Source organism: Rhodococcus sp. T2V (genome assembly GCF_029269925.1).
Classification (GTDB): Bacteria; Actinomycetota; Actinomycetes; order Mycobacteriales; family Mycobacteriaceae; genus Rhodococcus_F; species Rhodococcus_F koreensis.
The window spans coordinates 1-23210 of the sequence record NZ_JARJBD010000043.1 but is presented as its reverse complement, the minus strand read 5'-3'; the positions used below and the strand labels follow the sequence as shown (position 1 = coordinate 23210).

The window sequence follows — 23210 nt, the reverse complement described above, 5'->3', positions numbered from 1 at the left end:
GATCAGAGAATGATGGTGACGACCTTCTCCTCGGTGTTGGCTTCGATTCCGGCCCAGCCGAGTTCGCGTCCGGTGCCGCTGGTCTTCATGCCGCCCCAGGGCAGGGCGGGATCGATGGGTGCCCAGCCGTTCACCGCGACCGCTCCGGCCCGGACCTTGCCGGCGAGGGTGTGGGCGTGGGAGACGTCGCGCGTCCAGATCGAGGCGGCGAGCCCGTAATCGGTGGCGTTGGCGATCGCGATCGCCTCGTCGGTGGTGTCGAACGCGATGACGGTGCCGACGGGTCCGAAGATCTCCTCCCGCGCGATCTTCATGTCGTTGTTCGCGTCCGCGAAGATGGTCGGCTGGACGAAGAACCCGTCCCCGTCCGGGCGGCCACCGCCGGCGGCGACCCGGGCGCCCTCGCTGCGTCCGGCCGCGATGTAGTCGAGGACGGTGTCGCGCTGCTTCGCGTTGACCAGGGCTCCCATGGTGGTGGCCGGGTCGAACGGGTCGCCGAGGACCTGGGCGGACGCGGCGGCGGCGAGACCGTCGACGACCTGCGAGTACAGCGACCGGTGCACCAGGATGCGGGTGCCCGCGGCGCAGACCTCGCCCTGGTTGAAGAACAGTCCCATGGCGGTGCCGTTGATGGCGGCCTCGAGGTCGGCGTCCGGGAGGATGATCTGCGGGGACTTGCCGCCGAGTTCGAGGGTGGTGCGCTTGAACGTGTCGGCGGCGCGCTTGGCGATGATCCGGCCGACGCGGGGGCTGCCGGTGAAGCTGATCTTGTCGACGCCGGGGTGGGCGGCGAGTGCGTCGCCGGCGATCTCGCCGAGGCCGGGCACGACGTTGACGGTGCCCGCGGGCAGTCCGGCCTCCTCGAGCAGCGTCGCGAGGTGCAGGATCGACAGCGGTGCGTCCTCCGGCGGCTTCACCACCAGGGTGTTCCCGGCGGCCAGTGCCGGGGCGATCTTCCACGCCGAGATCATCAGCGGGGTGTTCCACGGGACGATCGCGCCGATCACGCCGACCGGTTCGCGGACGGTGTACGAGTGGGTGGGCTGACCGAAGTAGCCGGCGGTCGGGATGGACTGGCCGGTGATCTTGTCGGCCCAGCCGGCGAAGTGCCGGAACGTGCCCGCGGCCATCGGGATGTCGAGCATGGTGGGCTGGCCGACGGGCTTGCCGACGTCGAGGGCCTCGAGCCGGGCGAGGATCTCGCCGTCGCGCTCGATGAGATCGGCGACCTTGTTCAGGATCCGTCCGCGGGCGGCGCCGGGCAGTGATCCCCATTCACCGTTCAGCTGCGACCGCGCCGCGGCGACGGCGTCGTCGATGTCCTGCCCGGTTCCGGCGGACACGTCGACGAGCGGGCGTCCGGTGGCCGGGTTCAGGTCCGTGAACGTTCCGCCGTCCGAGGCCGGACGCCACTGCCCGCCGATGAACAGCTGCGTGGCGGTTCCATCAGGAAGCCCTGTGGCACTGACGTTCTCGTGTACTGCGGTCATGGCGTCAACTCTCCCGGTGGTGTTGTGATGGTTGTCACAAGCATGCGGGCGAGGGGGTGGCGTCGTCTTGCACGCACGCGCATGGTTGTTGCTCGTATGCGCACCGATTCGCCGACCGGGGCCGCTGAGTCGTGGTTTCCTGACAGTAAACAGCGCTGTTACGATGCGGACGTGACGACTCGACCCGAGACCGAGGTTCACCGCGACACGGGAGACCCCGCGCCCGTCGAGCGGGAGGTGCCGTCCGACACGCCGACCGGGCCCGATCTCGAGAAGGTGATCGCCAGGCAGGTCCGGGCGCTCCGCAAGGCCAGCGGGCTGTCCGTCGGGGACATGGCGGCCAAGGTCGGGATCTCCAAGGCGATGCTGTCGAAGATCGAGAACTCGCAGACCTCGTGCAGCCTGTCGACGCTGGCGCGGCTCGCCGCCGGACTCGACGTGCCGGTGACCTCCCTGTTCCGGGGTGCCGACACCGCCCGCGACGCTGTATACGTCGAGGCGGGCCACGGTGCGGTCATCGTCGGACGCGGCACCCGGGTGGGGCACCACTACGAACTCCTCGGCGCCCTGCGCGGGCAGCACAAGCGACTCGAACCGGTGCTGGTCACGCTCACCGACGCCAGCGAGACGTTTCCGCTGTTCCAGCACGCGGGCACCGAACTGCTCTACATGCTCGAGGGCGTCATGGTCTACGGGCACGGCGAGGCCGAGTACACGCTGCGACCGGGCGACTCGCTGCTCCTCGACGGCGAGGGCCTGCACGGTCCCAACGACCTCGTGCGGTTGCCCATCCGGTTCCTCGCCGTCACCGCGTACCCGGACCATCACGAGGAGTGACTCCGCCGACCGCGATTTCGTCCTTCCTCCACGCCGTGTGCCGGGCGTAGAGTGGCGGGTGGTTCGAAAGGTCGTGGTAGCAATGTTGGCGACAGTTCAGATAGCGTCCGGCGGAAAAGCGGCGCTGCCCTTCGATCCCGCCGAGCCGGTCAGCCTGGCCACCGCGGGCGCGATCGGGCTCTACTATTTCGATTACGGCACCGATGCGCGGATGAACGCCGATGATCACGGCGACTTCTACGTCGTTCAGATCCCGCTGTCGGGAACGGCCCGAATTACCTGTGGTGCAGAAGAATTCGACTCGACCATGACGGTCGCGTCGATTCTGTCGCCGGGACGCCCCGCAAGCATGGAGTGGCACGAAGGGCAGTCTCAGCTGATCATCCGACTGGCGCGCGGCACCCTCGAGGAACACCTGCAGGAAATTCTCGGGAGTCCACTCGATCAACCCCTACGATTCGAGCCGCAGATGGAACTCGGCAGCCCCGCTGTGTGCGGGTGGCGTGAGGCGGTCGAACTGCTCGAACACGAAGTCGCGAATCATGCAGCAATAACCGGTGATTCGGCCGCGATGGAGGAATTCGATCGAATCGTGCTGACCCAGTTCCTGTCCGCCCAGCCGAACAACTACAGCGATCGGCTTCGGAGTCTGGCTCAGAGCCTGACGTAGTCGGCGACGAAGGCAGGGCCCTGCCCGCGGAATGCTGCGGACAGGGCCCGGTCTGTGTGCGGCGCTGGATCAGGCCTTCGCGGGGTCTCCCACCGCTTCCGCGGTGATGGCTTCCGCACCGAGCACCGCGTCCGCGCCGTGCTTGGATGCACCGGTGAGGCCGACGGCGTCGAGCACGTAGGCGGTCTCACCGTGGACGGATACGTCGAGGCCGTCGTATTCGCTGTCCTGGTCGGCCCGGATGCCCATGAACTTCTTCAGTGCCACGGCGATCACCAGGGTGACGACGAAGCAGTAGGCGAGAACGGCCGCCACGGCGACACATTGGCGCCACAGCACGTCGAAGCCGCCGCCGTACAGGAGTCCCGCTGCGCCGTTGGGTGCGGCCGGATCCGCGAGGAACCCGATCAGGACGGTGCCGAGGATGCCGCCGACCAGGTGCACGCCGACGACGTCGAGCGCGTCGTCGTAGCCGAGCCGGTACTTCCAGGAGACCGCGAAGCAGCAGACCGCGCCGGCCGCGGCTCCGACGACCAGTGCGCCGAGGGGCGAGACGGCGCCGCAGGCGGGCGTGATGGCGACCAGGGCGGCGATCAGTCCGGATGCCGCGCCGAGCGACGTGGCCCGGCCTTCTCGCAGCTTCTCGACGGCCAGCCACGCGCAGATGCCTGCGCATGCCGCGGCGACGGTGTTGAGGATGACGACGGACGCGCTGTTGCCGGCGGACAGTGCCGAACCGCCGTTGAACCCGAACCAGCCGAACAGCAGGATGCCGGCGCCGAGCATGGTCAGGGGAAGGCTGTGCGGGCGCGGCGAGACGGGGAACGTCTTGCGGGCCCCGAGAACCAGGACGACGGCGAGGGCGGCAACGCCGGCATTGATGTGCACTGCCGTGCCTCCGGCGAAGTCGATGGCGCCGAGGGTGTTGGCGATCCATCCACCGATCACCGATCCGTCCTCCGAGTCGAACGCGAAGACCCAGTGGGCGACGGGGAAGTAGACGAATGTTGCCCACAGTCCGGCGAACAGCATCCACGCGCCGAACTTCATCCGGTCGGCCAGTGCGCCCGAGATGAGGGCCACGGTGATGCCGGCGAACAACAGCTGGAATCCGGAGACCAGCGCGGGTGGCAGTCCGGGTTCGGCGGGGGCGTCCAGCAGTGCACTGGAGCCGAAGAACTCGAGCGGGTCGCCCAGGAGGCCGAGGCCGCCGAGGGAATTGCCGAGCACGGCCGAGTAGCCGAACACGATCCACAGCACGCCGACGACGGCGAACGCGCCGAACGTCATCATGGCCATGTTGAGCGTGTTGCGCACGCTGACCATCCCGCCGTAGAACATGGCCAGGCCCGGCACCATCAGGCTCACCGCCGTGAAGGCCGCCAGAATCCAGGCGGTGTCGGCCGCAGCGACTGCTTCGTTCATAGTCGTCCACCTTGATCGAGGATGGCGGGACACTCGCAGTGTCCGCCGATGGGAATCAATGTCTATCGTCAGTGAACCAAAGCGCAGATTGCGAGAATAGTGCGTTGCGTGACGAATGCGTTAAGTATGGATCCAAGAAACAAAGTATCGTATTAGTAGACTTCATGAGTGAGGAGGACTGGTGACAACAGCTCGCGAGGCACGCCTCATCCGTCGCGCGGATCGTCGCGTCACCCGGTGGGCCAACGGCGCGGGGACGACCGCGGAAATCGCCACCGGTGCCGCGTCCCGGTGGCGGTTCAGCGTCGCGACGCTCGACGGGTGTTCGACGTTCTCGCCGTTCCCCGAGGTGGACCGCATCTTCACGGTGATCGGCGACCATCCGGTGTCGCTCGACTTCGGCGGTGGCCCGGCCATGATTGCCCGTCTCAGCCCGACCCCGTTCGCGGGTGAGGACGGCCCCGCCTGCGAGGCGGCCGGGGCGACCGAGGCGTTCAACGTGATGGTCCACCGGTCCACGACTGCCGCCTCGGTGGACATCGTCGAGATCGGAACGGCGCACGAGACAGCCGCGGACGGGCGGGTGGCCGTCCTCCTGCTGGTCCTGAGCGGAGGCGTCACGACGGACCTCGGGCCTCTCGAACCCGGCGACTGCCTGCTCGTCGAACAGGGGTCCGTCCACCTGTCCGGACCGGCGTCGGTCGTTCTCGCCCAGATCCTCCCCAGGTGAGCGGCAAAGCGTGCCGGGGCACACTTTGTCACTCACCTGGGGGTCACCGCGCGGTCGAGAGAATCCGGCGCAGGCGCTCGATCGCGCGTTCGGTCGCGGGACGATCCTTCGCGACGAGCTGGTGCATGATGAAGCCCTCGATCGCCGAGTACACCAGCAGGGTCAGGTCTTCGTCGGCGGTGATGCCCAGGCGGGTCAGTGCCTGGGACGTCGCCTCGATGTACGTGGCGTACAGCAGCTTCACATGTGGGTCGAGGCGGGGTGTCCGCCGCGATTCGAGCATCAGCTCGTACTGGAAGACCTGCAGGTCGGGGTCGCGGGCGACGAGGTCCGTGAGGTGCTCGACGAAATGGTCGAGTGACGACCCGTCGGCGATGTCGGCGAAGACGCTCGCGCTCTTGTCCAGCGCATACCGGAGTGCGGCGTCGACGAGGGCATCCGTCGACGCGAAACTCTGCCGGACCTCCGCGTCCGTGATGCCCGCCTCCGCGGCGACGGCCCGGACCGTCAGACCGCGCAGACCGTCGCGGGCGATCACGGAGACTGTCGCGAGGACGAGGTCGAGAGCCACCTGATCGCTGCAGGGGACTGCCCGCCGTCGCCCGTCAGCCAGCGTCACAGTTCCACATCCCCGTGGGCGGCAAGCCATCTCATTCCGGGCTCGCGGGTGCGGCTGATGCCCTTGTATTCGGCCATGTCCACCGGAAGGTCCTCGAGGACCTTGTACAGCCGTGCACCCCACTCGGGGACGGACGCGACGTCGCGGAGCGGGAGCAGGTAGGTGCGGATGAGGAACATGACGGCGCCGGAGTGGGCGAGCCGGATCAGGTGCTGCACTTCGGTTCTCAGGAACAGTCGGTCGCCGACCTCGTCGAGCGGTCCGTCGGCGAGGGTGCGACGGTCCTTCCCCCACTCCGGATAGGTCTCGGTGGACGTGTCGAGTGTGCCGTCGACGGTCAGCGTCCAGTTGGTGCGCCGGTAGCTCTGGCCGGGTTCGAGCCGCATCAGGAAGTTGTGGGCGCGGGTGATGATCTTCTCGGTGTGGATACGGGGGACGGGGCCGTGGATCTCGAGGAAGCTCATACCGACGTCGAATCCGAAGGACCAGTCCGCGGCGAACGTCACCAGTCCGGCGTCGCCCCACAATGCGCCCTCGCGCTGATCGAGGAGCACGACGTCTTCCTGGATCTGGCCGCAGATGTACACCAGCGGCGGCGCCGGCAGCGTGGTGAGGTCGCCGAACACGAAGCTGTGCGCGATACCGAGGAGGTCGTTCCGCCAGAACCAGGTGTCCCCGCGACGTTCGAGGGTCATGGTGTCGGGGTATTCGCCGGCGAGGGTGCGCATCAGGGTGAGCATGGCGTCCCACGCGGCGGGGACCATGTGCGGCAGGCACTGGTGCCGCGACGGGTCCGCGGTGAGGATGCGTTCGCGCTCGGCGAGTTCGCGGTGGTAGTGGTCGTCGATGGCGATGCGGGTGTCACCCCAGCTGCCGGCGACGGTGTCGGTGGGGTTCCCGGCGGGCTCGACGTTGGTGCTGTAGCGGTACTGGTCGCGGGGAAAGGGGAAGGGGAAACGCGCGGTACGCGAGTCGGTCGAGGTCACAGTTCCAGCTCCAATCGGTCTCCTACGGCCCGTGACACGCACGGCATGATCGAATCTCCGGACGCCTTCTCCTCGTCGGTGAGGTACAGGTCGCGGTGCTCGACCTCGCCGCCGCGGACCGACAGCCGGCATTCGCCGCACACTCCCTGGCGGCACAGGTTCGGGACGGTGATTCCCTTGTCCAGCAGGGCTTCGAGAAGGCTGGTGCCCGAGGGAACGGGGACGATCATCCCGGTGCGTCCGAGCTTGGCGGCGAACGGGTTTCCTTCGGGCAGCGGGCCCGCGCCGAATGCCTCCGAGTGCACCCGGCCGGGCGGCCAGCCGCAGTCGCGGGCCCACTCGGCGACCGCGGCGATCATCGGCGCGGGTCCGCAGGTGTAGACGTGGGTGCCGAGTGGTTGATCGGCCAGTGTCGGGACGAGGCGGTCCGCGAGTTCCCCGGGGGTGGACACCGTGACGAGCCGGTCGCCGCACAGCGCCGCCAGTTCGTCGGCGTGCGCCCCCTGACTGTCGCGGAAGGAGTAGATCACCTCGAACGACCGACCCCATTCGAGGGCGGCCCGCACGTGCGACAGGATCGGCGTGACGCCGATCCCGCCCGCGACCAGGATGTGGTGCCGGGCGTTGAGGATCGGCGCGAACGCGCTGCGCGGGCGGCTCACCCGGACGGTCTGCCCCGGCTGGAGCTCGTGGATCCAGCGCGAACCGCCGTGGCCGTTCTCGTCGAGCCGGACCGAGATCGCGTAGTGGTCCGGCTCGATCGACGGCCCCGTCAGCGAGTACGAGTTGTGCCTGCCCTCGGACCAGTTCACCGCGATATGACTGCCCGGGGTGAACGTCGGCAGGGCGCGGCCGCCCGGGTCCGCGAGCACGACGTGCCGGACACCCGGGCACAGTAGTCGGACCTCGCGCACCGTCAGGGCGAGCGCGCCGGTAACACCGTCGCCCGCAACCGTTTCGAGCACCATGGTCATGGCAGTTCCTCCGCGTCTGCTCGGTAACCCAGGTACGCGCTGTGGCGCCGGGAGAAGTGGTAGTAGACGGTCAGCTCTTCGGAACACCCCGTGCACGGCGTCTGCCCGCCCACGGCCACCGGGACGTTCGGCGACGTCGTGTGGCAGTGCGCGCAGTACACGTCGCGCACCCCGGTGTCCCCGTCGCTGATCACGGCGGCGATCTCCGCGGGCAGCGCGCCCGCGGAGATCAGGTGGGAGCGCACCGCCCCCACCGTCCGCTCGGAACCCGCCACCACGAATCGCCATCCGATGCGCGCTTCGGACAGCAGGTCGTCGAACCCGGATCCGTCGACGTTCTCGACGGCCAGCGTGCGAGTCGGTACAGGGGCGACCCGCTCGGACAGTTCGCGCAGCACCCGAGCGCCGACCGAACCGTCCGAGACGAGCACGTAGCAGGTGACGAGAGCGCCTGCCGCCAGGTCGTCGACGGCCGAGTAGTCGGACCGCCACCGTGGGACGCTCGTCGACCTCATCGAGACGGCCATCGCAGATCAGGGTGCGAAGGAACGGTGGCCGACGAAGTAGGCCAGCGCGCGGTCGGGGGTGGTGAAGCGGATGCGCGACCCCTTGGGGAAGAAGATCGCATCCTTCGCCTTCGCGACCTCGACCTGGCCGGTGTCGAGGTTCTCCAGGGTGAACTCGCCTTCGAGGACGACCTTCATCTCGTCGTACGCGTAGTAGTAGTCGAGCGGGGCGTCGGTGCGCCGGAGTTCGAAGTAGCCGGCCGACATCTCGGAGCCGTCCGGGTTGGCGAAGACGTCGTCGATGTACCCCTTGGTGCCCGGGTACTCCGCGACCGGCATCTGCGGCAGGTTCTCGTGGAATCCGGCGGTGACGCGGAACGGGACGGCGGTGGGCTTGTCGGTCGTGGTCATGGAGTCTCCTGTGAGAGGCGATGGAGGGTGCTGAAGAGCGAATCCCCTTCGTGAAACTCGGGGTAGCAACAGGAAACCACATCGCATATTTCCACGGCGTAAATCTCGTCGGTGATCCGGAAAGTGTGCAGTTCAGGACCGCATTATCCTGCCGAAGCCTCGGTTGGGAGGGAGATTTTGGTGATTCGGCCACAACATTGCCGTAACGCGATGGACATAGTAGAACTGTTTCATAGTGAACAACAGCGATTCATGACATGAAACAAACCGCTACTCAAGCCACCAGAGCCCGACCGTCCGGCCGAATGAAGGAAGCAACGTGACAGAGACAGCAAAGTTCGTGATCGTCGGTGGAGGACTCGAGGGTCTCGCCATCGCGTGGTCGCTCGCGGACCGAGGCGAGACCGACGTCCTGGTCCTCGAGCGCGACACCTTGTGCTCGGGCATGACCGGCAAGTCGTCCGGTGTGGTCCGGTGCCACTACGGGACGCCGTCGCTGGCGGCGATGTCCTGGTACGGCGTCGACATCTTCACCCGGGCCACCGAGATCTTCGGCGACGACATGGCGTTCCGTCAGTGCGGGTACGTCGTCGGCGTCGGCGAGAACAACATCGACCCACTGAAGGCGAACGTCGCGATGATGCAGGGCCTCGGCATCGACGTCGACTACATCGGCCACGACAAGATGGCCGAGCTGTGGCCGGGGCTGCACCTCGACGACTTCGCCGCCTTCGCCTACGAGCCCCTCGGTGGCCGCGGCGAGGCGTACATGGCCGGCATGGCGTTCGGCGCGTCCGCCCGTAAGCTGGGCGTCACGATCCGCCAGAGCACGCCGGTGGCGTCGCTGCTGCAGAACGCCGACGGCCGCGTCTACGGCGTGACCCTGGGTAACGGCGACGAGGTGCACGCCGAGCACGTGATCCTCGCGACCGGCCCGTGGGCGCCCGAACTCGGTGCCGGAGTCGGCGTCGACATCCCGGTGAAAGCCCAACGCGCGCAACTCGTCCTGATCGACCAGGGAGTTCCGACGCCGGAGGTGCCGGTGCTGTCGGACCTCGCCGGACTGCAGTACATCTGCCGCGAACCCAACGGCGAACTGCTCGTCGGAAACAGCGACCATGCCGCACCCGAATACATCGACCCCGACAAGTACAGCAACCGCGCGGACGACAGCACCATCGAGAAGAACATCATGAAGCTGGGCAACCGGCTGCCGGACATGCCGGACCCGCGCATCACGTCCTCGTACGTCGGGGCGTACGACGTCACCCCCGACTACAACCCGATCATCGGGCCCGCACCCGTCGACGGGCTGTTCCTGGCCACCGGGTTCTCCGGTCACGGTTTCAAGATCTCACCCGCGGTCGGGCGCCTCGTCGCCGACATGCTGCTCGACGACGGCAAGACCACCCTCCCGAACGTCGAGCCGTCCGACTTCCGCTACTCGCGCTTCGAGGAGGGCGACCTCCTCTTCAGCCTGCACCCCTACGAGGGCGCCGGCGAGATGCGCTGACCCACAGACCACCTCACCCGTAGACCACCAGTTCAGGAGCTCCCCATGGCTGTCGACACTGCTGACGCGTTCACCGCGCAGAACATCGTGACATCCCCACCGCAGACCTTGTCCGAGGTGGCCCGGGCCACCGGAACCACCTTCATCCTCGCCCTGTTCGTCACCCTGTCCGGAAAGCCGTGCGCCAAACTCGTCCCGATCGAGGCCGTCGAGCAACTTCAGGACGACGGCGTGGGCTTCGCCGGCTACGCGGCCGGCCACATGGGGCAGGAACCCAAAGACTCCGATCTCGTTGCCGTACCCGATGTCTCGTCGTTCACGCCGATCCCGTTCGTGAAGCCCGGACTCGCGATCGTGCACTGCGACCCCCACGTGGAGGGCACGCCGTGGCCGTATGCGCCGCGGGTGATCCTGAAGGAGACGCTGAAGAAGGCGGCCGACCTCGGCCTGTCCGTCAACGTCGGGGCGGAGATCGAGTACTTCCTCGTCAACCGCACCGGCGACGGTCCCCTCACCACCGCGGACACCGACGACGTCAGCCGTCAGCCGTGTTACGACGCCCGCGACGTCACCCGGATGTACGACCACCTCGCCGAGGTGTCGCAGGCCATGAACACGCTCGGGTGGGGCAACTACGCCAACGACCACGAGGACGGCAACGGGCAGTTCGAGCAGAATTTCGACTACGCCGACGCGATGACCACCTCGGACCGGGTGATCACCGCCCGGTACCTGTTGTCGGTGATCGCCGAGAAGCGGGGCATGAAGGCCACGTTCATGCCCAAGCCGTTCTCCGACCGCACCGGATCGGGCATGCACCTGCACCTGTCGCTGTGGAACGACGGCGGTTCGGTGTTCCCGGACGGTGACGACCCCAAGGGGCTCGGACTGTCCAAGACTGCGTACGCGTTCATCGCCGGCATTCTGGAGCATGCGTGCGCTCTGCAGGGCGTGATCGCCCCGACCGTCAACTCCTACAAGCGAACCGGTGCCACCTCGACCAGCAGCGGCGCCACCTGGTCGCCGCGGTACGCCACGTACGGCGGCAACGACCGCACCCACTATCTGCGGGTGCCGGACAAGAACCGGGTGGAACTGCGCGGCGGCGACGGCTCCGCCAACCCGTACCTCGCGGCCGCCACCGCGATCGCCGCCGGACTGGACGGCATCGCCCGCGACCTCGACCCCGGCACACCCGGATCCGGCGACAGCCCCAGCGACATGCTGCCGATGACGCTGCTTCACGCCATGGACGCACTGGAATCGGATCCGATCGTGACGGGCGCCCTCGACGTCGCGGGCCCCGGCGTCGCCGAGTACTTCGCGAAACTCAAGCGCGAGGAATTCTTCGCCTGGCACAACACCGTTTCCCCCTGGGAACTCGACCACTACCTGACAGCGTTCTGAACGACCTCCCGAAAGGAGACATCCATGTGTGGAATCGTCGGACTTCACCTGCGTGAGCCGTCCCTCTACCCACAACTCGGCGCCCTGCTCACCGACATGCTCGCGCAGATGTGCGACCGCGGCCCCGATTCCGCCGGCATGGCCATCTACGGCGACCGGACCTGGTCGCCGGAGGGGGAGTCGACGGTCTCACTGCTCGACTGCCCCATCGCCGCAGCGGATCTCGCCGCGACGCTGTCGTCCACCCTCGACACGACCATCACCGGACTCGACCTGGACCCGACCACGATCCTGCACGGCGTCGTCGGCGCGGAGGATCTCGCGGCGGCCGTGCGCAGCCTCGTCCCCACGGCACGGGTCATCGGCTTCGGAAACGATCTCACCGTCCTCAAGGGCGTCGGGAACCCCGTCGACCTGGCGAACCGGTTCGGGCTGCCCGCCGCCACCGGATGGCAGGGCGTCGCCCACACTCGGATGGCCACCGAATCCGCCGTCACCGCCGAGGGTTCGCACCCGTTCTCCGTCGGCCCCGACGAGTGCCTGGTGCACAACGGGTCCTTCTCGAACCACATGAGCATCAAGCACCAGCTCGAACGCGACGGCGTCGTGTTCGACAGCGCCAACGACACCGAGGTCGGGGCGCGGTTCGTCGCCAAGCAACTCGCCGAGGGCGTCGACCTGGAGAAGGCGCTGCTCATGCTCAACGAGACGTTCGACGGCTTCTACACCCTCCTCGTCTCGACCGCCGACTCGTTCGCCGTGGTCCGCGACGCCATCTCCTGCAAGCCCGCCGTCATCGCCGAGACCGACCAGTGGGTCGCGATGGCCTCCGAATACCGCGCCCTGGCGAACCTGCCCGGCGTCGAGAACGCCCGAATCTTCGAGCCCGAACCAGAAGAGGTGTACGTATGGCACCGGTAGCCACCACCGAAGCAACTGTCCTGGACCTCGCGTCGTCGAGCACCCGGGCCGTCAACGAGCGGCTCACCTCGCCGGAGGCGCCGCGGACGGTCACCGTCACCGGCCCCCAGGGTGCGCACGCCCTCGCCTGCGGCCTCGACTCGGACATCGACGTCACGATCGAGGGGCACGTCGGCTACTACTGCGCCGGCATGAACCAGCAGGCCACCGTGACCGTGACCGGCAACGCCGGCGTCGGGGTCGCCGAGAACATGATGTCGGGGACGGTGCACGTCAAGGGCGACGCGTCGCAGTCCGCCGGCGCGACCGCCCACGGCGGGTTGCTCGTGATCGACGGCAATGCCGCCGCGCGCTGCGGCATCTCGATGAAGGGCGTCGACATCGTCGTCGGCGGCAACATCGGCCACATGTCCGCGTTCATGGGCCAGGCCGGCCGGCTCGTCGTCCTCGGCGACGCCGGCGAGGCCCTCGGCGACTCGCTGTACGAGGCCCGCATCTACGTCCGCGGCACCGTCGCCTCCCTCGGCGCCGACTGCATCAAGAAGGAGATGCGCGAAGAGCACCTGACGGAACTGCGGGATCTGCTGGATCAGGCCGGTTTCGACGCCGACCCGTCCGAGTTCACCCGCTACGGCTCCGCCCGCAAGCTCTACAACTTCCACGTCGACAACGCCAGCGCCTACTAGGAGAACCGCCATGAACACCCCGAACCCGGCCCTGCGCGAATCGGCGACCTTCGACCGCGGCGTCATCTCCGAGATCCAGCGGGCCGCCGAGACCGGCATCTACGACATCCGCGGCTGGGGCGCCAAGCGAAAGCTGCCCCACTTCGACGACCTGCTGTTCCTCGGGGCGTCGATGTCGCGGTACCCGCTCGAGGGGTACCGCGAAAAGTGCGACACGGACGTCGTGCTCGGCGACCGCAATGCGAAGTTCCCACTGCACCTCGACATCCCGATCACCATCGCCGGCATGAGCTTCGGTGCGCTGTCCGGGCAGGCGAAGGAAGCCCTCGGCCGCGGCGCCAGCGAGGTCGGCACGTCCACCACCACCGGTGACGGCGGCATGACCCCGGAGGAGCGGGGACAGTCGAAGAATCTCGTCTACCAGTACCTGCCGTCGCGGTACGGGATGAACCCGGACGACCTGCGCAAGGCCGACGCCATCGAGATCGTCCTCGGGCAGGGCGCCAAGCCGGGTGGCGGCGGAATGCTGCTGGGGCAGAAGATCACCGAACGCGTCGCCGGGATGCGCACCCTCCCCATGGGGGTCGACCAGCGGTCGGCATGCAGGCACCCCGACTGGACCGGTCCCGATGACCTCGCGATCAAGATCATCGAACTGCGCGAGATCACCAACTGGGAGAAGCCGATCTACATCAAGGTCGGTGCCACCCGTACCTACTACGACGTGAAACTCGCCGTGAAGGCCGGGGCCGACGTCGTCGTCGTCGACGGCATGCAGGGCGGCACCGCCGCCACCCAGGACGTGTTCATCGAGCACGTCGGCATCCCCACTCTCGCTGCGATCCCGCAGGCGGTCCAGGCGCTGCAGGAGCTCGGCGTCCACAGGAAGGTGCAGCTCATCGTGTCCGGTGGGATCCGGAGTGGCGCCGACGTCGCGAAGGCGATGGCGCTCGGGGCGGACGCCGTCGCGATCGGCACCGCCGCCCTGATCGCGTTGGGCGACAACAGTCCCCGTTACGCGAAGCAGTACGAGGAACTCGGCTCCGCGGCCGGGTTCTACGACGACTTCCAGGCCGGCAAGGACCCCGCGGGGATCACCACCCAGGACCCGGAACTGTCGAAGAACCTCGACCCCGTCGAGGGCGGACGCCGGCTCGCCAACTACCTGCGGGTGCTCACCATGGAGGCGCAGACCCTGGCCCGCGCCTGCGGCAAGTCGCACCTGCGCAACCTCGAACCCGAGGACCTCGTCGCCCTCACTGTCGAGGCATCCGCCATGGCCCGCGTGCCCCTCGCTGGAACCACCTGGATTCCGGGCGCCCTGTAGGCGGCTTCGCCGCCCGTGCGTGCTTAAGGAGTCCAGAGACTCGTTAACCACGCACGGGCGCGAAGCGCCTATTTCTACGAGTAGAGGACCCAAAACATGACTTCGTTCGATTCGCTGTGGGCGACCATTCTCGATGTCGGTCAGCACAAGTCGACGCGCGGGTACCGCCGCTTCGCGTGGAACGACGCCGACATGACGCTGCGCGAATGGTTCGGCGACTGCGCCCGGCAGCGGGGGATGAGCGTCGAGGAAGACCGCAACGGCAACCTGTGGGCCTGGTGGATGCCCGACGGATGGTCGGGTGATCCCCGCGACAGTTTCGTCACCGGATCGCACCTCGACTCCGTGCCCGACGGCGGCGCCTACGACGGACCCCTTGGGGTCGTGTCGGCGTTCGCGGCGATCGACCTCGTGCGGGAACGGGGGATCGTGCCGACGCGTCCGGTGGCGGTCACGGCGTTCTCGGACGAGGAGGGTGCCCGGTTCGGTGTCGCCTGCGTCGGCTCGCAACTGTCCACCGGGGCGGTGACACCCGCCCGTGCCCTGGCCCTGCGGGACAGCGACGGCATCAGCCTCGGCGAGGCACTGATCTCCGCCGGCCGCGACCCGCACCATCTCGGCGAGGACCCCGACCTCGTCGACCGCGTCGGCGTGTACGTGGAACTGCACGTCGAGCAGGGGCGCGCCCTCGACCTGATCGACAGCCCCATCGCCGTGGCCTCGTCGATCTGGCCGCACGGCCGGTGGCAGTTCGTGTTCTCCGGTGAGGCCAACCACGCAGGCGCCACCCGGCTCGTCGACCGCCGCGACCCGATGCTCGCGTTCGCGTCCTCGGTCCACACCGCACGGTCCGCCGCGGCGCTGCACGAGGCGGTCGCCACGTTCGGCAAGGTTCGGGTACTTCCCAACGGTGCCAATGCCATTCCGTCGGAGGTGCGGGCGTGGCTCGACGCCCGGGCCGCCGACGAGGAGACGCTGACGAAACTGGTGCAGCAGATCACCGCCGAGGCGCAGGCCTACGCGGCCGCCGACGGCATCGGTCTCGAGGTCGACGCCGAATCGGTCACACCGATCGTCGAGTTCCCGCACGACACCCGGGAGCGACTGCGCCGGTCCCTCGCTCACCTCGGCGACATCCCCGTCCTCCCGACCGCTGCCGGTCACGACGCGGGGATCCTGTCGGCGAAGGTGCCCACCGCGATGATGTTCGTCCGCAACCCGACCGGGGTGTCGCACTCTCCCGACGAGTTCGCCGAAGCCGACGACTGCAATCGGGGCGCGGAAGCGCTGGCGGACGTGATGGCCGACTGGGTGACCGGCACCTGACCCCTAGGTGAGTGGCAAAGCGTGGCGGGGCACTCTTTGCCACTCACGTCGGGGCATACATTGAGGCTATACACAGTGTATGGATCGCTTGTACGATGCTGGTCATGAGCAATGACAAGACCACGCGCACCCGCCGCGCCCTGTATGACGACGAACACGAAGCCTTCCGCGACAGCTTCCGGTCCTTCCTGGAATCGCGAGTGGTGCCGCAATACGCGCAGTGGGAGCGCGACGGCATCGTGCCTCGCAAGGTGTTCCGCGAAGCCGGCGACCTCGGATTTCTCGGCATGGAGATTCCCGCGGAGTACGGCGGCGGCGGGGTGTCCGACTTCCGCTTCAACGCGGTGATCGCGGAGGAAATCGCCCGCACCGGCACCGTCTCGGTGGGCATCAATCTCCACAACGACATCTGTGTGCCCTACTTCCTCGCCTACGCGAATGACGAACAGCGCGCGCGCTGGCTGCCCGGGCTGGCGTCGGGTGAGCTGATCGCGGCGATCGCGATGACCGAGCCCGGCACCGGTTCGGATCTTGCAGGTATCGGCACCACAGCCGCCCTCGACGGCGACCACTATGTCCTGAACGGCAGTAAGACGTTCATCTCCAACGGCCACAACGCCGACCTGGTCATCGTCGCGGCCCGCACCGAGCGGGACACGGACCGGCACGGTGGCCTGTCGCTGATCGTCGTCGAGCGGGACACTCCCGGCTTTGAGCGGGGCCGCAACCTCGAGAAGATCGGCATGCACGCGCAGGACACCGCGGAGTTGTTCTTCGACAACGCGCGTGTTCCCGCGGCGAACCTGCTCGGCACGCCCGGTAGCGGCTTCCGGTCGCTGGTCTCCAATCTGGCGCAGGAACGGATGACGATCGCCGTGGCGAGCGTGGCGTCCGCAGCGCAGGCCCTGGAGTGGGCGATCGAATACGTGCAGGAACGACGCGTGTTCGGGCGCGCCGTGGGCAGCTACCAGAACACCCGGTTCGTGCTCGCGAGCATCAAGACCGAGGTCGAGGTGATGCAGGCGTTCGTCGACAGCTGCGTCGCCGAACTCGTCGCCGGCACCTTGACGCCCGAACGCGCGGCGATGGCCAAGCTCGCGGCATCCGAACTGCAGGGCACTGCCACGGACCGCTGCCTGCAACTGTTCGGCGGCTACGGCTACATGACCGAGTACCCCATCGCCCGCGCGTACGTCGATGCCCGGATCGGACGCATCTACGGCGGCACGAGCGAGGTCATGCGGGAAATCATCGGCCGATCGATGGGCCTGTGACCGTGAAGCGCACCATTTTCGAGCCCGAACACGAGCAGTTCCGTCAGTCCGTCCGCGCCTTCCTGATCAAGGAGGCGGTGCCCCACTCGGACGAGTGGGAAGAGGCGGGCATGGTCGACCGCGACTTCTGGCGCCGGGCGGCGGCGCAGGGTCTGGTGGGATTCGCCGCACCCGAGGAATTCGGGGGCGGCGGCCTGCGCGACTTCCGGTTCAACGCGGTACTGAACGAGGAGGTCGTCCGGACCGGCACGGTGGGTGACGGGTTCTCGCTCACCAACGACATCGTCCTCCCGTACTTCCTCGACCTCGCCGACGAGGGGCAGCAGAAACGCTGGCTGCCCGACATCGTGAGCGGTGAGCGCACGATCGCCGTCTCGATGTCCGAGCCGGGCACCGGATCGGATCTGCGCGCGATCAAGACGACCGCGCGCCGGGACGGATCCGGTTGGCGGATCACGGGATCGAAGACGTTCGTGACCAGCGGCATGCAGGCCGACCTCGTGATCGTCGCCGCCCGGATCCCCGACGAGGACGGCGGCGGCTTCGGCCTGTTCGTCGTCGAGACCGGACAGGAGGGTTTCGAACGCGGACGCAAGCTGTCGAAGATCGGACGCAAGGCGCAGGACACGGCCGAACTGTTCTTCCAGAACGTGGAGGTGCAGCCGGAGAACGTGCTCGGCGAGCCGGGCAAGGGTCTGCGCTATCTGATGGCGAACCTCGCGCAGGAGCGGCTGTCGATGGCCGTCGTCGCCGTGGCGAGCGCCGAGCACGCCCTCGACCTCGCGCTGTCGTACGCGAAGGAGCGGCGGGCCTTCGGCAGTCCGATCGGGAGTTTCCAGGCGAACCGGTTCACGTTGGCCGAGCTGTCGACGAAGGTCCAGATCGCCCGCGTCTTCCTCGACCGCTGCCTCGAGGCGCACGGGAACGGTGAGCTCACCGCGGCGGATGCGGCGGGCGCCAAGTTCTGGACCACGGAACTCGAATTCGAGGCCCTGGACACGTGCCTGCAATTGCACGGCGGATACGGCTACATGGAGGAGTACGAGGTGGCCCGGCGGTGGCGGGATTCCCGGGTCCAGCAGATCTACGGCGGCACCAACCAGATCATGCGCGAGATCGTGGGTCGCTCACTGGGCTTGTGACGGGCAACGGAAGGGCGGGCCGGGAAACACTGTTCCCGGCCCGCCCCTTCGTGATTGTGAAAATTATTCTGCGGCAGCACCACTGCTGACAAGCTCGTCGATCTCGGCGGGGTCGTACCCGGCGTCGGCGAGGATCTGACGCGTGTCGGCACCGGGCTTGCGCGGCGGTCCCGGCTTGGTGGCGGGCGCACCGTCGAAGCGGGGAGCCGGAGCGGCCTGCACGACGCCGTCGACCTCGACGAACGTCCCGCGCGCGACGTGATGCGGATGTGCCGCTGCCTCGGCGAGGGTCAGGACGGGGGCGTAGCAGGTGTTGCGTCCGAGCAGCAGGTCGTCGAGTTCGGACCTGTCGAACGTGGCGATCCGCCGCCCGAGTACGACGCGGAACTCGTCCCACCGTCCGGTGTCGAACTGGTTGTGGCGCAAATCGTCCGGAAGATCCAGTGCGTCGCACAGATCCTGCCAGAACTGGTTCTCGATGGCCCCGATGCTCACCCACTGATCGTCCCGGGTGCGGTACACGTCGTAGAAGAACGCACCGGTATCGAGGAGGTGGGTTCCGCGGTTCTCGCTGAACGTCCCCTCGCCGCGGAGTCCGTGGAACATCGCCATCAGCGCCGACGCGCCGTCGATCATCGCCGCGTCGACGACGCGCCCCACGCCCGTGGACCGCGCCGACATGATCCCGGCGAGCATGCCCACGGTGAGAAGCATTCCGCCGCCGCCGAAATCGCCCACCAGGTTGAGCGGCGGGACCGGTGCCTCGTCGCGGCGGCCGATCGCGTGCAGTGCCCCGGTGAGCGCGATGTAGTTGATGTCGTGCCCGGGCATCGACGCCAGCGGGCCGTCCTGCCCCCAGCCGGTCATCCGGCCGTATACCAACGCGGGGTTGACCGCCATGCAGTCGGAGGGGCCGACACCGAGGCGTTCGGCCACACCGGGACGAAACGTCTCGATGACTCCGTCCGCGCTCGCGCAGAGCCTGCGCACGATCTCGGCCCCACCGGACGACTTGAGGTCCACCGCGATCGACCGGCGGCTGCGAAACATCACCCCGTGACCGCTTGCGGACCAGGGGTTTCCGCCCGGACGGTCGACGCAGATCACCTCCGCGCCCAGGTCGGCGAGCATCATTCCGGCGAACGGTCCCGGGCCGATTCCGGCGAGTTCGACGATGCGGACACCGGCGAGGGGAGCGGTGGTCGTATCCGTCACGTCAGCCCGCCTTCGCGACGACGGGCATGCCGCCCTTGTTGGCGGCGGCGTCGGCTCCCACCTCGTCGGGGTTCGCGACCGCCTTCGCCTTCTCCGACTCGGGGACTGCGATGGCGGCGTTGAACTGCTTCAGGATCCGGAAGGTGGCGGCCTCGTCGTCGTGCGGCAGAATTCGCCCGACCCGGTTGGACAGTGTCAGAAGCGGTTTCACGGCAGGGAGCACGAAACGCCAGGGCGTGGGCTCGACGTGGAGATCTTTGATGACACTGGCGGGCAGCCAGGTCGACAACATGCCGTAGGCGAGCTTGAGGCGACGGTCGGTGGTCATGAACTTCGCGACGGGAGCGGGCAGCACCTCCACGTCGCCCGGAGGATTCTCGACGCTGAACTTGATGACGGAGTGCACGACGTCGCGGCACAGGTCGTCGGCGGGCTGTTCGACGAGGGTGTGGAAGTCCGTTTTCCTGCGCGCGTCGTCGTAGCCGGTGTGCAGGATGTCCTCGGGCACGCCGATCACCCAGCCGACGTAGCGGCTGAGGGCGAAGATGTCTTCGATCTCCCTGTCGGTGAAACGGATTCCGGAACTGTGCACCGCATCGATGAACTTGACCCCGAATTGACCGGCCTGGGTGACCATCCCGTCGAGATTGTTGATGGGGATGCCCCAGTTGGCCCAGTCCCAGGCGTCCGACCGGCTCAGACCGTGACGGACCGCCGCGTGGATCATCCGGACCTTGGCGGTGAGCCGGAACCCCTCCTCGAAGCGGCCCATGCCGCCGGGAGTGTAGGCGGCGACGACGTAGCGGAAGCTCTCCACGAGACGGGTGCCGACGTGGTCGGCCTTGCGCATCCGGCCGCTGAAGAGGACCGGGCGGGTGGCGCTGTACATCGAGAAGCCGCCGGCGATGGTGGCCCAGGCGAGGATGGGCGGGACGATCGGCCCGGCACGCCAGAACGCGACGGCACCGCGGTAGAGCTGGTCGAAGTCGACCCAGTCGGGGATGTGGTCGAGCTGACGGAACAGCTCCACTATGCCGGCAGGCGGGTTGTCCAGCGCATCGATTCCGTGCTCGAGCGCGATGTCGAACGTGCGCCAGTTGGCGCCCGTGGACTTGTCGCGGAAGTCGAGCATGGCCCGGTACGCGGCGTCGTCGGCGAGAAGTGCGTGATCGGTCAGTTTCTCCGCGAACTCCCGGCCGTACATGGCGATTGCCGTGTCCCGGTTGTTGATCCGGCCGAGATCGATGCCGCGGGGCAGCCCCTCGGGAACGTCGAGGGAACCCTCGCGTCGTGGTGTCTCGGTGGTGGCAGTCATCCCTACTCCTCACGTCTGAGCCGTGTATTCGGCCGAACAGGTGGTCGGGCAGTTCTGCCCCGGCCCATTCCTGTGACCTCCGTTACAAGCAGCGTAGGGCAAACTGAACACCTTGTCTACACGCACTGTATGGTGTTCTTATCCAGTTGCCCTGTGAACTCGGAGCCGAACTCGTTCGCAGGTGGTCATGACAACCCGAGAAACGAGGCGCACAGTAATGACACGACACCTGGTCGAGCCCGCCACCACCAGTCAGGAAGTCCTGGACACACTCATGGCGAGTCGGTGGAGTTGCCGTGGCTACCTGCCGGACCCCGTGCCGAGGCAGGTGATCACAGCGATCCTCGAGACCGCCCGGCAAGCACCCTCGTGGTGCAACACCCAGCCGTGGCACCTCCACATCGCAGACGCCGACGCGACCAACCGCTTCCGCGCTGCGCTCACCGAACACGTCGGGCAGGCGCCCGCCGAGAACCCGGACATCCCGTTCCCGGAGGCATACGAGGGGGTCTACCAAGAGCGCAGGCGTGCCAGTGGGTGGCAGCTGTACGAAAGTGTGGGCATCGCCAAGGGGGATCGGGTCGCCTCCGCCCGGCAGATGATGCGCAACTTCGAGCTGTTCGACGCGCCTCACGTCGCCGTCGTCACCACCGAGGCCAAGCTCGGGACGTACGGCGCCGTCGACTGCGGGGTCTTCGTGAACAGCTTCCTGCTGGCGGCGCACAGCCACGGTGTCGGCACGATCCCGCAGGCCGCGCTCGCCAGCCAGGCGCCCTTCATCCGCGAGTTCTTCGGCATCCCCGACGATCGGCTGGTGCTGCTCGGGATCTCGTTCGGATACCCCGACGTCGACCATCCGATCAACTCCTACCGGACGGAGCGGCAGTCGAGCGACGACGTCGTGACCTGGCTGGAGAGCTGAGCGGGTCAGAGAATGCGCCGCGCCTTCATCTCGGGAAAGACGTCCGCGATACGCACGACGTCACCCGTGGTGGGGGCGTGGATCATCTGGCCGTTGCCGATGTAGATGGCGACGTGCCCGGGACCCCCGGACTGCCAGTTGCCGAACAGCAGGTCGCCCGGCCGGGCCTGGTCCATCGGAATCTCCTGCCCGATGTTCCACTGGGTCTCGGACGTGCGGGGCAGGGTGATGCCGGTGGCGGCGTGGACCGCGAACGACGTCAGTCCCGAGCAGTCGAAGCCGCCACCCGACGGACCGTCGACGTTGCCGCCGCCCCACACGTAGGGCAGGCCGAGGTAGCGGATCGCCGATTCGACCACCCGCCCGCCGACGCCGTCGGCCAGGGGCAGTCCGATGAGCGGCGCGAGCAGTTCGGCGAAGGACGGCTCGCTGCCCCGGATCTTCGCCACATACGGTTTGGTCTGGTTCTCGTAGTCCGGGCTGCCGGAAGGCATTCCACCGGATCGCAGGACGGCACTGGACCCGGCGTTGTATGCCGCGATGGTGAGGTCGAGCGAGTCTCCGGACACCCGGCCCTGCTGTTTCCAGGCGTCGATCTGTTCGTACATGTCGCACAGCATATTTCCGGACGCCATCACGGGATCGGCGATTCCGAGCACGTCCGCCGCGCCGTCCTCGTCGGCGTCCTTGCCGTAGATCGCCCAGGTACCGGGCATGAACTGTCCGGGACCGAGCGCGCCGGACGGGGACACCGGCGCGGTGGGCCCGTACCGGAACCCGTTCTCCGCCGCATACAGCGCGGCCAATGTCGAGGGCTTGATTCCGTCGCAGATCGCCCCGGCCTTGCGCAGCCACGGCGCGAACAGTGCGATCGCGCCGACCGGGGCCAGCGACGCGCGGGGAAAGGCCGCCGGAACCGGTTGCAGCACAGTGCTGGTGCCTGCCGAGGACTCACCGTCGTGGACGGGCGGACTGGACAGGAACACCGGTGCCGGTGGCTCCGGTTCCGGCGCCGACTGCGGCGCGACCGGCTCGGCGGGCGTCTGCGGCCCGGGTTCGGGCGCCGACGGTGCCAGGGCGCCTGCCGGCAGGTGCGGTTCCAGCGCCGCAGCCGCGGCGGCGGTGACGTCGTCCACCGCCTGCTGCGCGGGTGCGCGCACCGGTTCGGGCAGTGCCGCGATCACGTCGGACACCTGCTGGTCGACGGCCGGCGCCGGGTACGACTCGAGAATCTGCGTTGCCTGATCCTCGACCTCCGGTGGCGCGTCCATGCCCTGGACGAACGCACCGGCCGCCGCGACCACGGCGACGATCAGCGTCGACGGATCAACGGACATCGGCGGCACCTTCCAGCGGCGCGGTGGATTCTTCGTAGAACCAGCCGCCGGACGTCTGGTCGAGGCTTTCCTGAATGGCGATCTGTGCGCTCTCGGGCAACGTGTGCATGATGTGCCGGACCCGTTCCTGCCGGCGGGCCACGGCCTGCCGGAACGGCATCCCCGGCGTCGCCTTCA

Annotated in this window: 22 protein-coding genes and 1 pseudogene; 12 read left to right on the top strand and 11 right to left on the bottom strand. The window is 67.9% G+C overall.

Features of this window, described 5'->3' with window-relative positions; translation table 11 throughout:
• Window positions 1-2 precede the first annotated feature (2 nt).
• Complete coding sequence (gene styD, locus P3H15_RS30175; RefSeq protein ID WP_276140581.1) at window positions 3-1490, bottom strand: phenylacetaldehyde dehydrogenase StyD; 1488 nt, start codon at window positions 1488-1490, stop codon at window positions 3-5.
• Window positions 1491-1661: 171 nt separating this feature from the next.
• Between styD and P3H15_RS30170 the strand changes: the two genes are divergently transcribed.
• Together P3H15_RS30170 and P3H15_RS30165 are read left to right on the top strand one after the other, a co-directional pair.
• Window positions 1662-2327, top strand: coding sequence for an XRE family transcriptional regulator (locus P3H15_RS30170; RefSeq protein ID WP_012689757.1), 666 nt, complete (start codon window positions 1662-1664; stop codon window positions 2325-2327).
• 82 nt (window positions 2328-2409) lie between these two features.
• Window positions 2410-2997: a transcriptional regulator gene (locus tag P3H15_RS30165; RefSeq protein ID WP_276140580.1), complete on the top strand. Its 588-nt coding sequence runs from the start codon at window positions 2410-2412 to the stop codon at window positions 2995-2997.
• Between the two features lie 69 nt (window positions 2998-3066).
• Here P3H15_RS30165 and P3H15_RS30160 read toward each other — a convergent pair whose 3' ends face one another.
• Window positions 3067-4422 (bottom strand): ammonium transporter, encoded by a 1356-nt coding sequence (locus tag P3H15_RS30160; protein ID WP_276140579.1) that lies wholly within the window; start codon window positions 4420-4422, stop codon window positions 3067-3069.
• A 181-nt stretch (window positions 4423-4603) separates the two neighbouring features.
• On the opposite strand from P3H15_RS30160, the gene P3H15_RS30155 reads away from it, so the two are divergent.
• A complete protein-coding gene (locus P3H15_RS30155; RefSeq protein ID WP_276140578.1) occupies window positions 4604-5152 on the top strand; it encodes a HutD family protein in 549 nt (182 codons plus the stop codon).
• 43 nt (window positions 5153-5195) lie between these two features.
• On the opposite strand, the gene P3H15_RS30150 is transcribed toward P3H15_RS30155, so the two are convergent.
• From P3H15_RS30150 to P3H15_RS30130, 5 genes are read right to left on the bottom strand one after another with little or no spacing between them, the layout of a single operon-like run.
• The gene (locus P3H15_RS30150) at window positions 5196-5771 is read right to left on the bottom strand and encodes a TetR/AcrR family transcriptional regulator (protein ID WP_276140577.1); all 576 of its coding nucleotides are present in this window, start codon (window positions 5769-5771) and stop codon (window positions 5196-5198) included.
• Window positions 5768-6757 carry a DUF3445 domain-containing protein gene (locus tag P3H15_RS30145; RefSeq protein WP_276140576.1) on the bottom strand — a complete coding sequence of 330 codons (990 nt, stop codon included), beginning with the start codon at window positions 6755-6757 and terminating at the stop codon, window positions 5768-5770. Before P3H15_RS30145 ends, P3H15_RS30150 begins: the two co-directional genes overlap by 4 nt.
• Window positions 6754-7731: a PDR/VanB family oxidoreductase gene (locus P3H15_RS30140; RefSeq protein ID WP_276140575.1), complete on the bottom strand. Its 978-nt coding sequence runs from the start codon at window positions 7729-7731 to the stop codon at window positions 6754-6756. Before P3H15_RS30140 ends, P3H15_RS30145 begins: the two co-directional genes overlap by 4 nt.
• On the bottom strand, window positions 7728-8258 hold the full coding sequence (locus P3H15_RS30135) for a dimethylamine monooxygenase subunit DmmA family protein (protein WP_276140574.1): 531 nt from the start codon (window positions 8256-8258) through the stop codon (window positions 7728-7730). The genes P3H15_RS30140 and P3H15_RS30135 overlap by 4 nt, the downstream gene beginning before the upstream one ends.
• Before the next feature lie 6 nt (window positions 8259-8264).
• Window positions 8265-8648: an ethanolamine utilization protein gene (locus P3H15_RS30130; protein ID WP_276140573.1), complete on the bottom strand. Its 384-nt coding sequence runs from the start codon at window positions 8646-8648 to the stop codon at window positions 8265-8267.
• 319 nt (window positions 8649-8967) lie between these two features.
• On the opposite strand from P3H15_RS30130, the gene P3H15_RS30125 reads away from it, so the two are divergent.
• The 8 genes from P3H15_RS30125 to P3H15_RS30090 all read left to right on the top strand — a co-directional run bounded on the left by P3H15_RS30125 (window position 8968) and on the right by P3H15_RS30090 (window position 18244).
• Entirely contained in the window at window positions 8968-10161 is a 1194-nt protein-coding gene (locus P3H15_RS30125) for an FAD-binding oxidoreductase (protein ID WP_095862091.1), read from the top strand.
• 45 nt (window positions 10162-10206) lie between these two features.
• Window positions 10207-11568, top strand: a complete 1362-nt coding sequence (glnT, locus tag P3H15_RS30120) for a type III glutamate--ammonia ligase (protein ID WP_276140572.1) — start codon at window positions 10207-10209, stop codon at window positions 11566-11568.
• 24 nt (window positions 11569-11592) lie between these two features.
• Complete coding sequence (locus P3H15_RS30115; protein ID WP_276140571.1) at window positions 11593-12489, top strand: glutamine amidotransferase family protein; 897 nt, start codon at window positions 11593-11595, stop codon at window positions 12487-12489.
• Window positions 12477-13175: a protein glxC gene (locus P3H15_RS30110; RefSeq protein ID WP_072937025.1), complete on the top strand. Its 699-nt coding sequence runs from the start codon at window positions 12477-12479 to the stop codon at window positions 13173-13175. Before P3H15_RS30115 ends, P3H15_RS30110 begins: the two co-directional genes overlap by 13 nt.
• A 10-nt stretch (window positions 13176-13185) precedes the next feature.
• The gene (locus P3H15_RS30105) at window positions 13186-14502 is read left to right on the top strand and encodes an FMN-binding glutamate synthase family protein (protein ID WP_005569862.1); all 1317 of its coding nucleotides are present in this window, start codon (window positions 13186-13188) and stop codon (window positions 14500-14502) included.
• 96 nt (window positions 14503-14598) lie between these two features.
• On the top strand, window positions 14599-15828 hold the full coding sequence (locus P3H15_RS30100) for an allantoate amidohydrolase (protein WP_276140570.1): 1230 nt from the start codon (window positions 14599-14601) through the stop codon (window positions 15826-15828).
• A 104-nt stretch (window positions 15829-15932) separates the two neighbouring features.
• Window positions 15933-17102 (top strand): acyl-CoA dehydrogenase family protein, encoded by a 1170-nt coding sequence (locus P3H15_RS30095; RefSeq protein ID WP_276140569.1) that lies wholly within the window; start codon window positions 15933-15935, stop codon window positions 17100-17102.
• Between the two features lie 2 nt (window positions 17103-17104).
• The gene (locus tag P3H15_RS30090) at window positions 17105-18244 is read left to right on the top strand and encodes an acyl-CoA dehydrogenase family protein (protein ID WP_276140568.1); all 1140 of its coding nucleotides are present in this window, start codon (window positions 17105-17107) and stop codon (window positions 18242-18244) included.
• A 63-nt stretch (window positions 18245-18307) separates the two neighbouring features.
• Here the strand turns inward: P3H15_RS30090 and P3H15_RS30085 are convergent, their stop codons facing one another.
• Complete coding sequence (locus P3H15_RS30085; protein WP_276140567.1) at window positions 18308-19459, bottom strand: CaiB/BaiF CoA-transferase family protein; 1152 nt, start codon at window positions 19457-19459, stop codon at window positions 18308-18310.
• Window position 19460: 1 nt separating this feature from the next.
• Window positions 19461-20774 carry an oxygenase MpaB family protein gene (locus P3H15_RS30080; RefSeq protein WP_276140566.1) on the bottom strand — a complete coding sequence of 438 codons (1314 nt, stop codon included), beginning with the start codon at window positions 20772-20774 and terminating at the stop codon, window positions 19461-19463.
• A gap of 217 nt (window positions 20775-20991) precedes the next feature.
• Between P3H15_RS30080 and P3H15_RS30075 the strand changes: the two genes are divergently transcribed.
• Window positions 20992-21696: a nitroreductase gene (locus P3H15_RS30075; protein ID WP_276140565.1), complete on the top strand. Its 705-nt coding sequence runs from the start codon at window positions 20992-20994 to the stop codon at window positions 21694-21696.
• A 5-nt stretch (window positions 21697-21701) separates the two neighbouring features.
• On the opposite strand, the gene P3H15_RS30070 is transcribed toward P3H15_RS30075, so the two are convergent.
• Both P3H15_RS30070 and P3H15_RS30065 read right to left on the bottom strand, forming a co-directional pair.
• Window positions 21702-23033, bottom strand: a complete 1332-nt coding sequence (locus P3H15_RS30070) for an NlpC/P60 family protein (RefSeq protein ID WP_276140564.1) — start codon at window positions 23031-23033, stop codon at window positions 21702-21704.
• Window positions 23023-23210 (bottom strand): annotated as a pseudogene (locus P3H15_RS30065) (ABC transporter ATP-binding protein); the annotation flags it as partial. The gene P3H15_RS30070 and the pseudogene P3H15_RS30065, both read right to left, overlap by 11 nt.

Excerpts from the sequence above, each read along its gene's own strand:
- P3H15_RS30135 (WP_276140574.1), bottom strand. The coding sequence starts at position 8,258 with ATGGCCGTCTCGATGAGGTCGACGAGCGTCCCACGGTGGCGGTCCGAC.
- P3H15_RS30075 (WP_276140565.1), top strand. The coding sequence starts at position 20,992 with ATGACACGACACCTGGTCGAGCCCGCCACCACCAGTCAGGAAGTCCTG.
- glnT (WP_276140572.1), top strand. The coding sequence starts at position 10,207 with ATGGCTGTCGACACTGCTGACGCGTTCACCGCGCAGAACATCGTGACA.
- P3H15_RS30140 (WP_276140575.1), bottom strand. The coding sequence starts at position 7,731 with ATGACCATGGTGCTCGAAACGGTTGCGGGCGACGGTGTTACCGGCGCG.
- P3H15_RS30105 (WP_005569862.1), top strand. The coding sequence starts at position 13,186 with ATGAACACCCCGAACCCGGCCCTGCGCGAATCGGCGACCTTCGACCGC.
- styD (WP_276140581.1), bottom strand. The coding sequence starts at position 1,490 with ATGACCGCAGTACACGAGAACGTCAGTGCCACAGGGCTTCCTGATGGA.
- P3H15_RS30095 (WP_276140569.1), top strand. The coding sequence starts at position 15,933 with ATGAGCAATGACAAGACCACGCGCACCCGCCGCGCCCTGTATGACGAC.
- P3H15_RS30160 (WP_276140579.1), bottom strand. The coding sequence starts at position 4,422 with ATGAACGAAGCAGTCGCTGCGGCCGACACCGCCTGGATTCTGGCGGCC.
- P3H15_RS30130 (WP_276140573.1), bottom strand. The coding sequence starts at position 8,648 with ATGACCACGACCGACAAGCCCACCGCCGTCCCGTTCCGCGTCACCGCC.
- P3H15_RS30110 (WP_072937025.1), top strand. The coding sequence starts at position 12,477 with ATGGCACCGGTAGCCACCACCGAAGCAACTGTCCTGGACCTCGCGTCG.
- P3H15_RS30100 (WP_276140570.1), top strand. The coding sequence starts at position 14,599 with ATGACTTCGTTCGATTCGCTGTGGGCGACCATTCTCGATGTCGGTCAG.
- P3H15_RS30115 (WP_276140571.1), top strand. The coding sequence starts at position 11,593 with ATGTGTGGAATCGTCGGACTTCACCTGCGTGAGCCGTCCCTCTACCCA.
- P3H15_RS30070 (WP_276140564.1), bottom strand. The coding sequence starts at position 23,033 with ATGTCCGTTGATCCGTCGACGCTGATCGTCGCCGTGGTCGCGGCGGCC.
- P3H15_RS30165 (WP_276140580.1), top strand. The coding sequence starts at position 2,410 with ATGTTGGCGACAGTTCAGATAGCGTCCGGCGGAAAAGCGGCGCTGCCC.
- P3H15_RS30080 (WP_276140566.1), bottom strand. The coding sequence starts at position 20,774 with ATGACTGCCACCACCGAGACACCACGACGCGAGGGTTCCCTCGACGTT.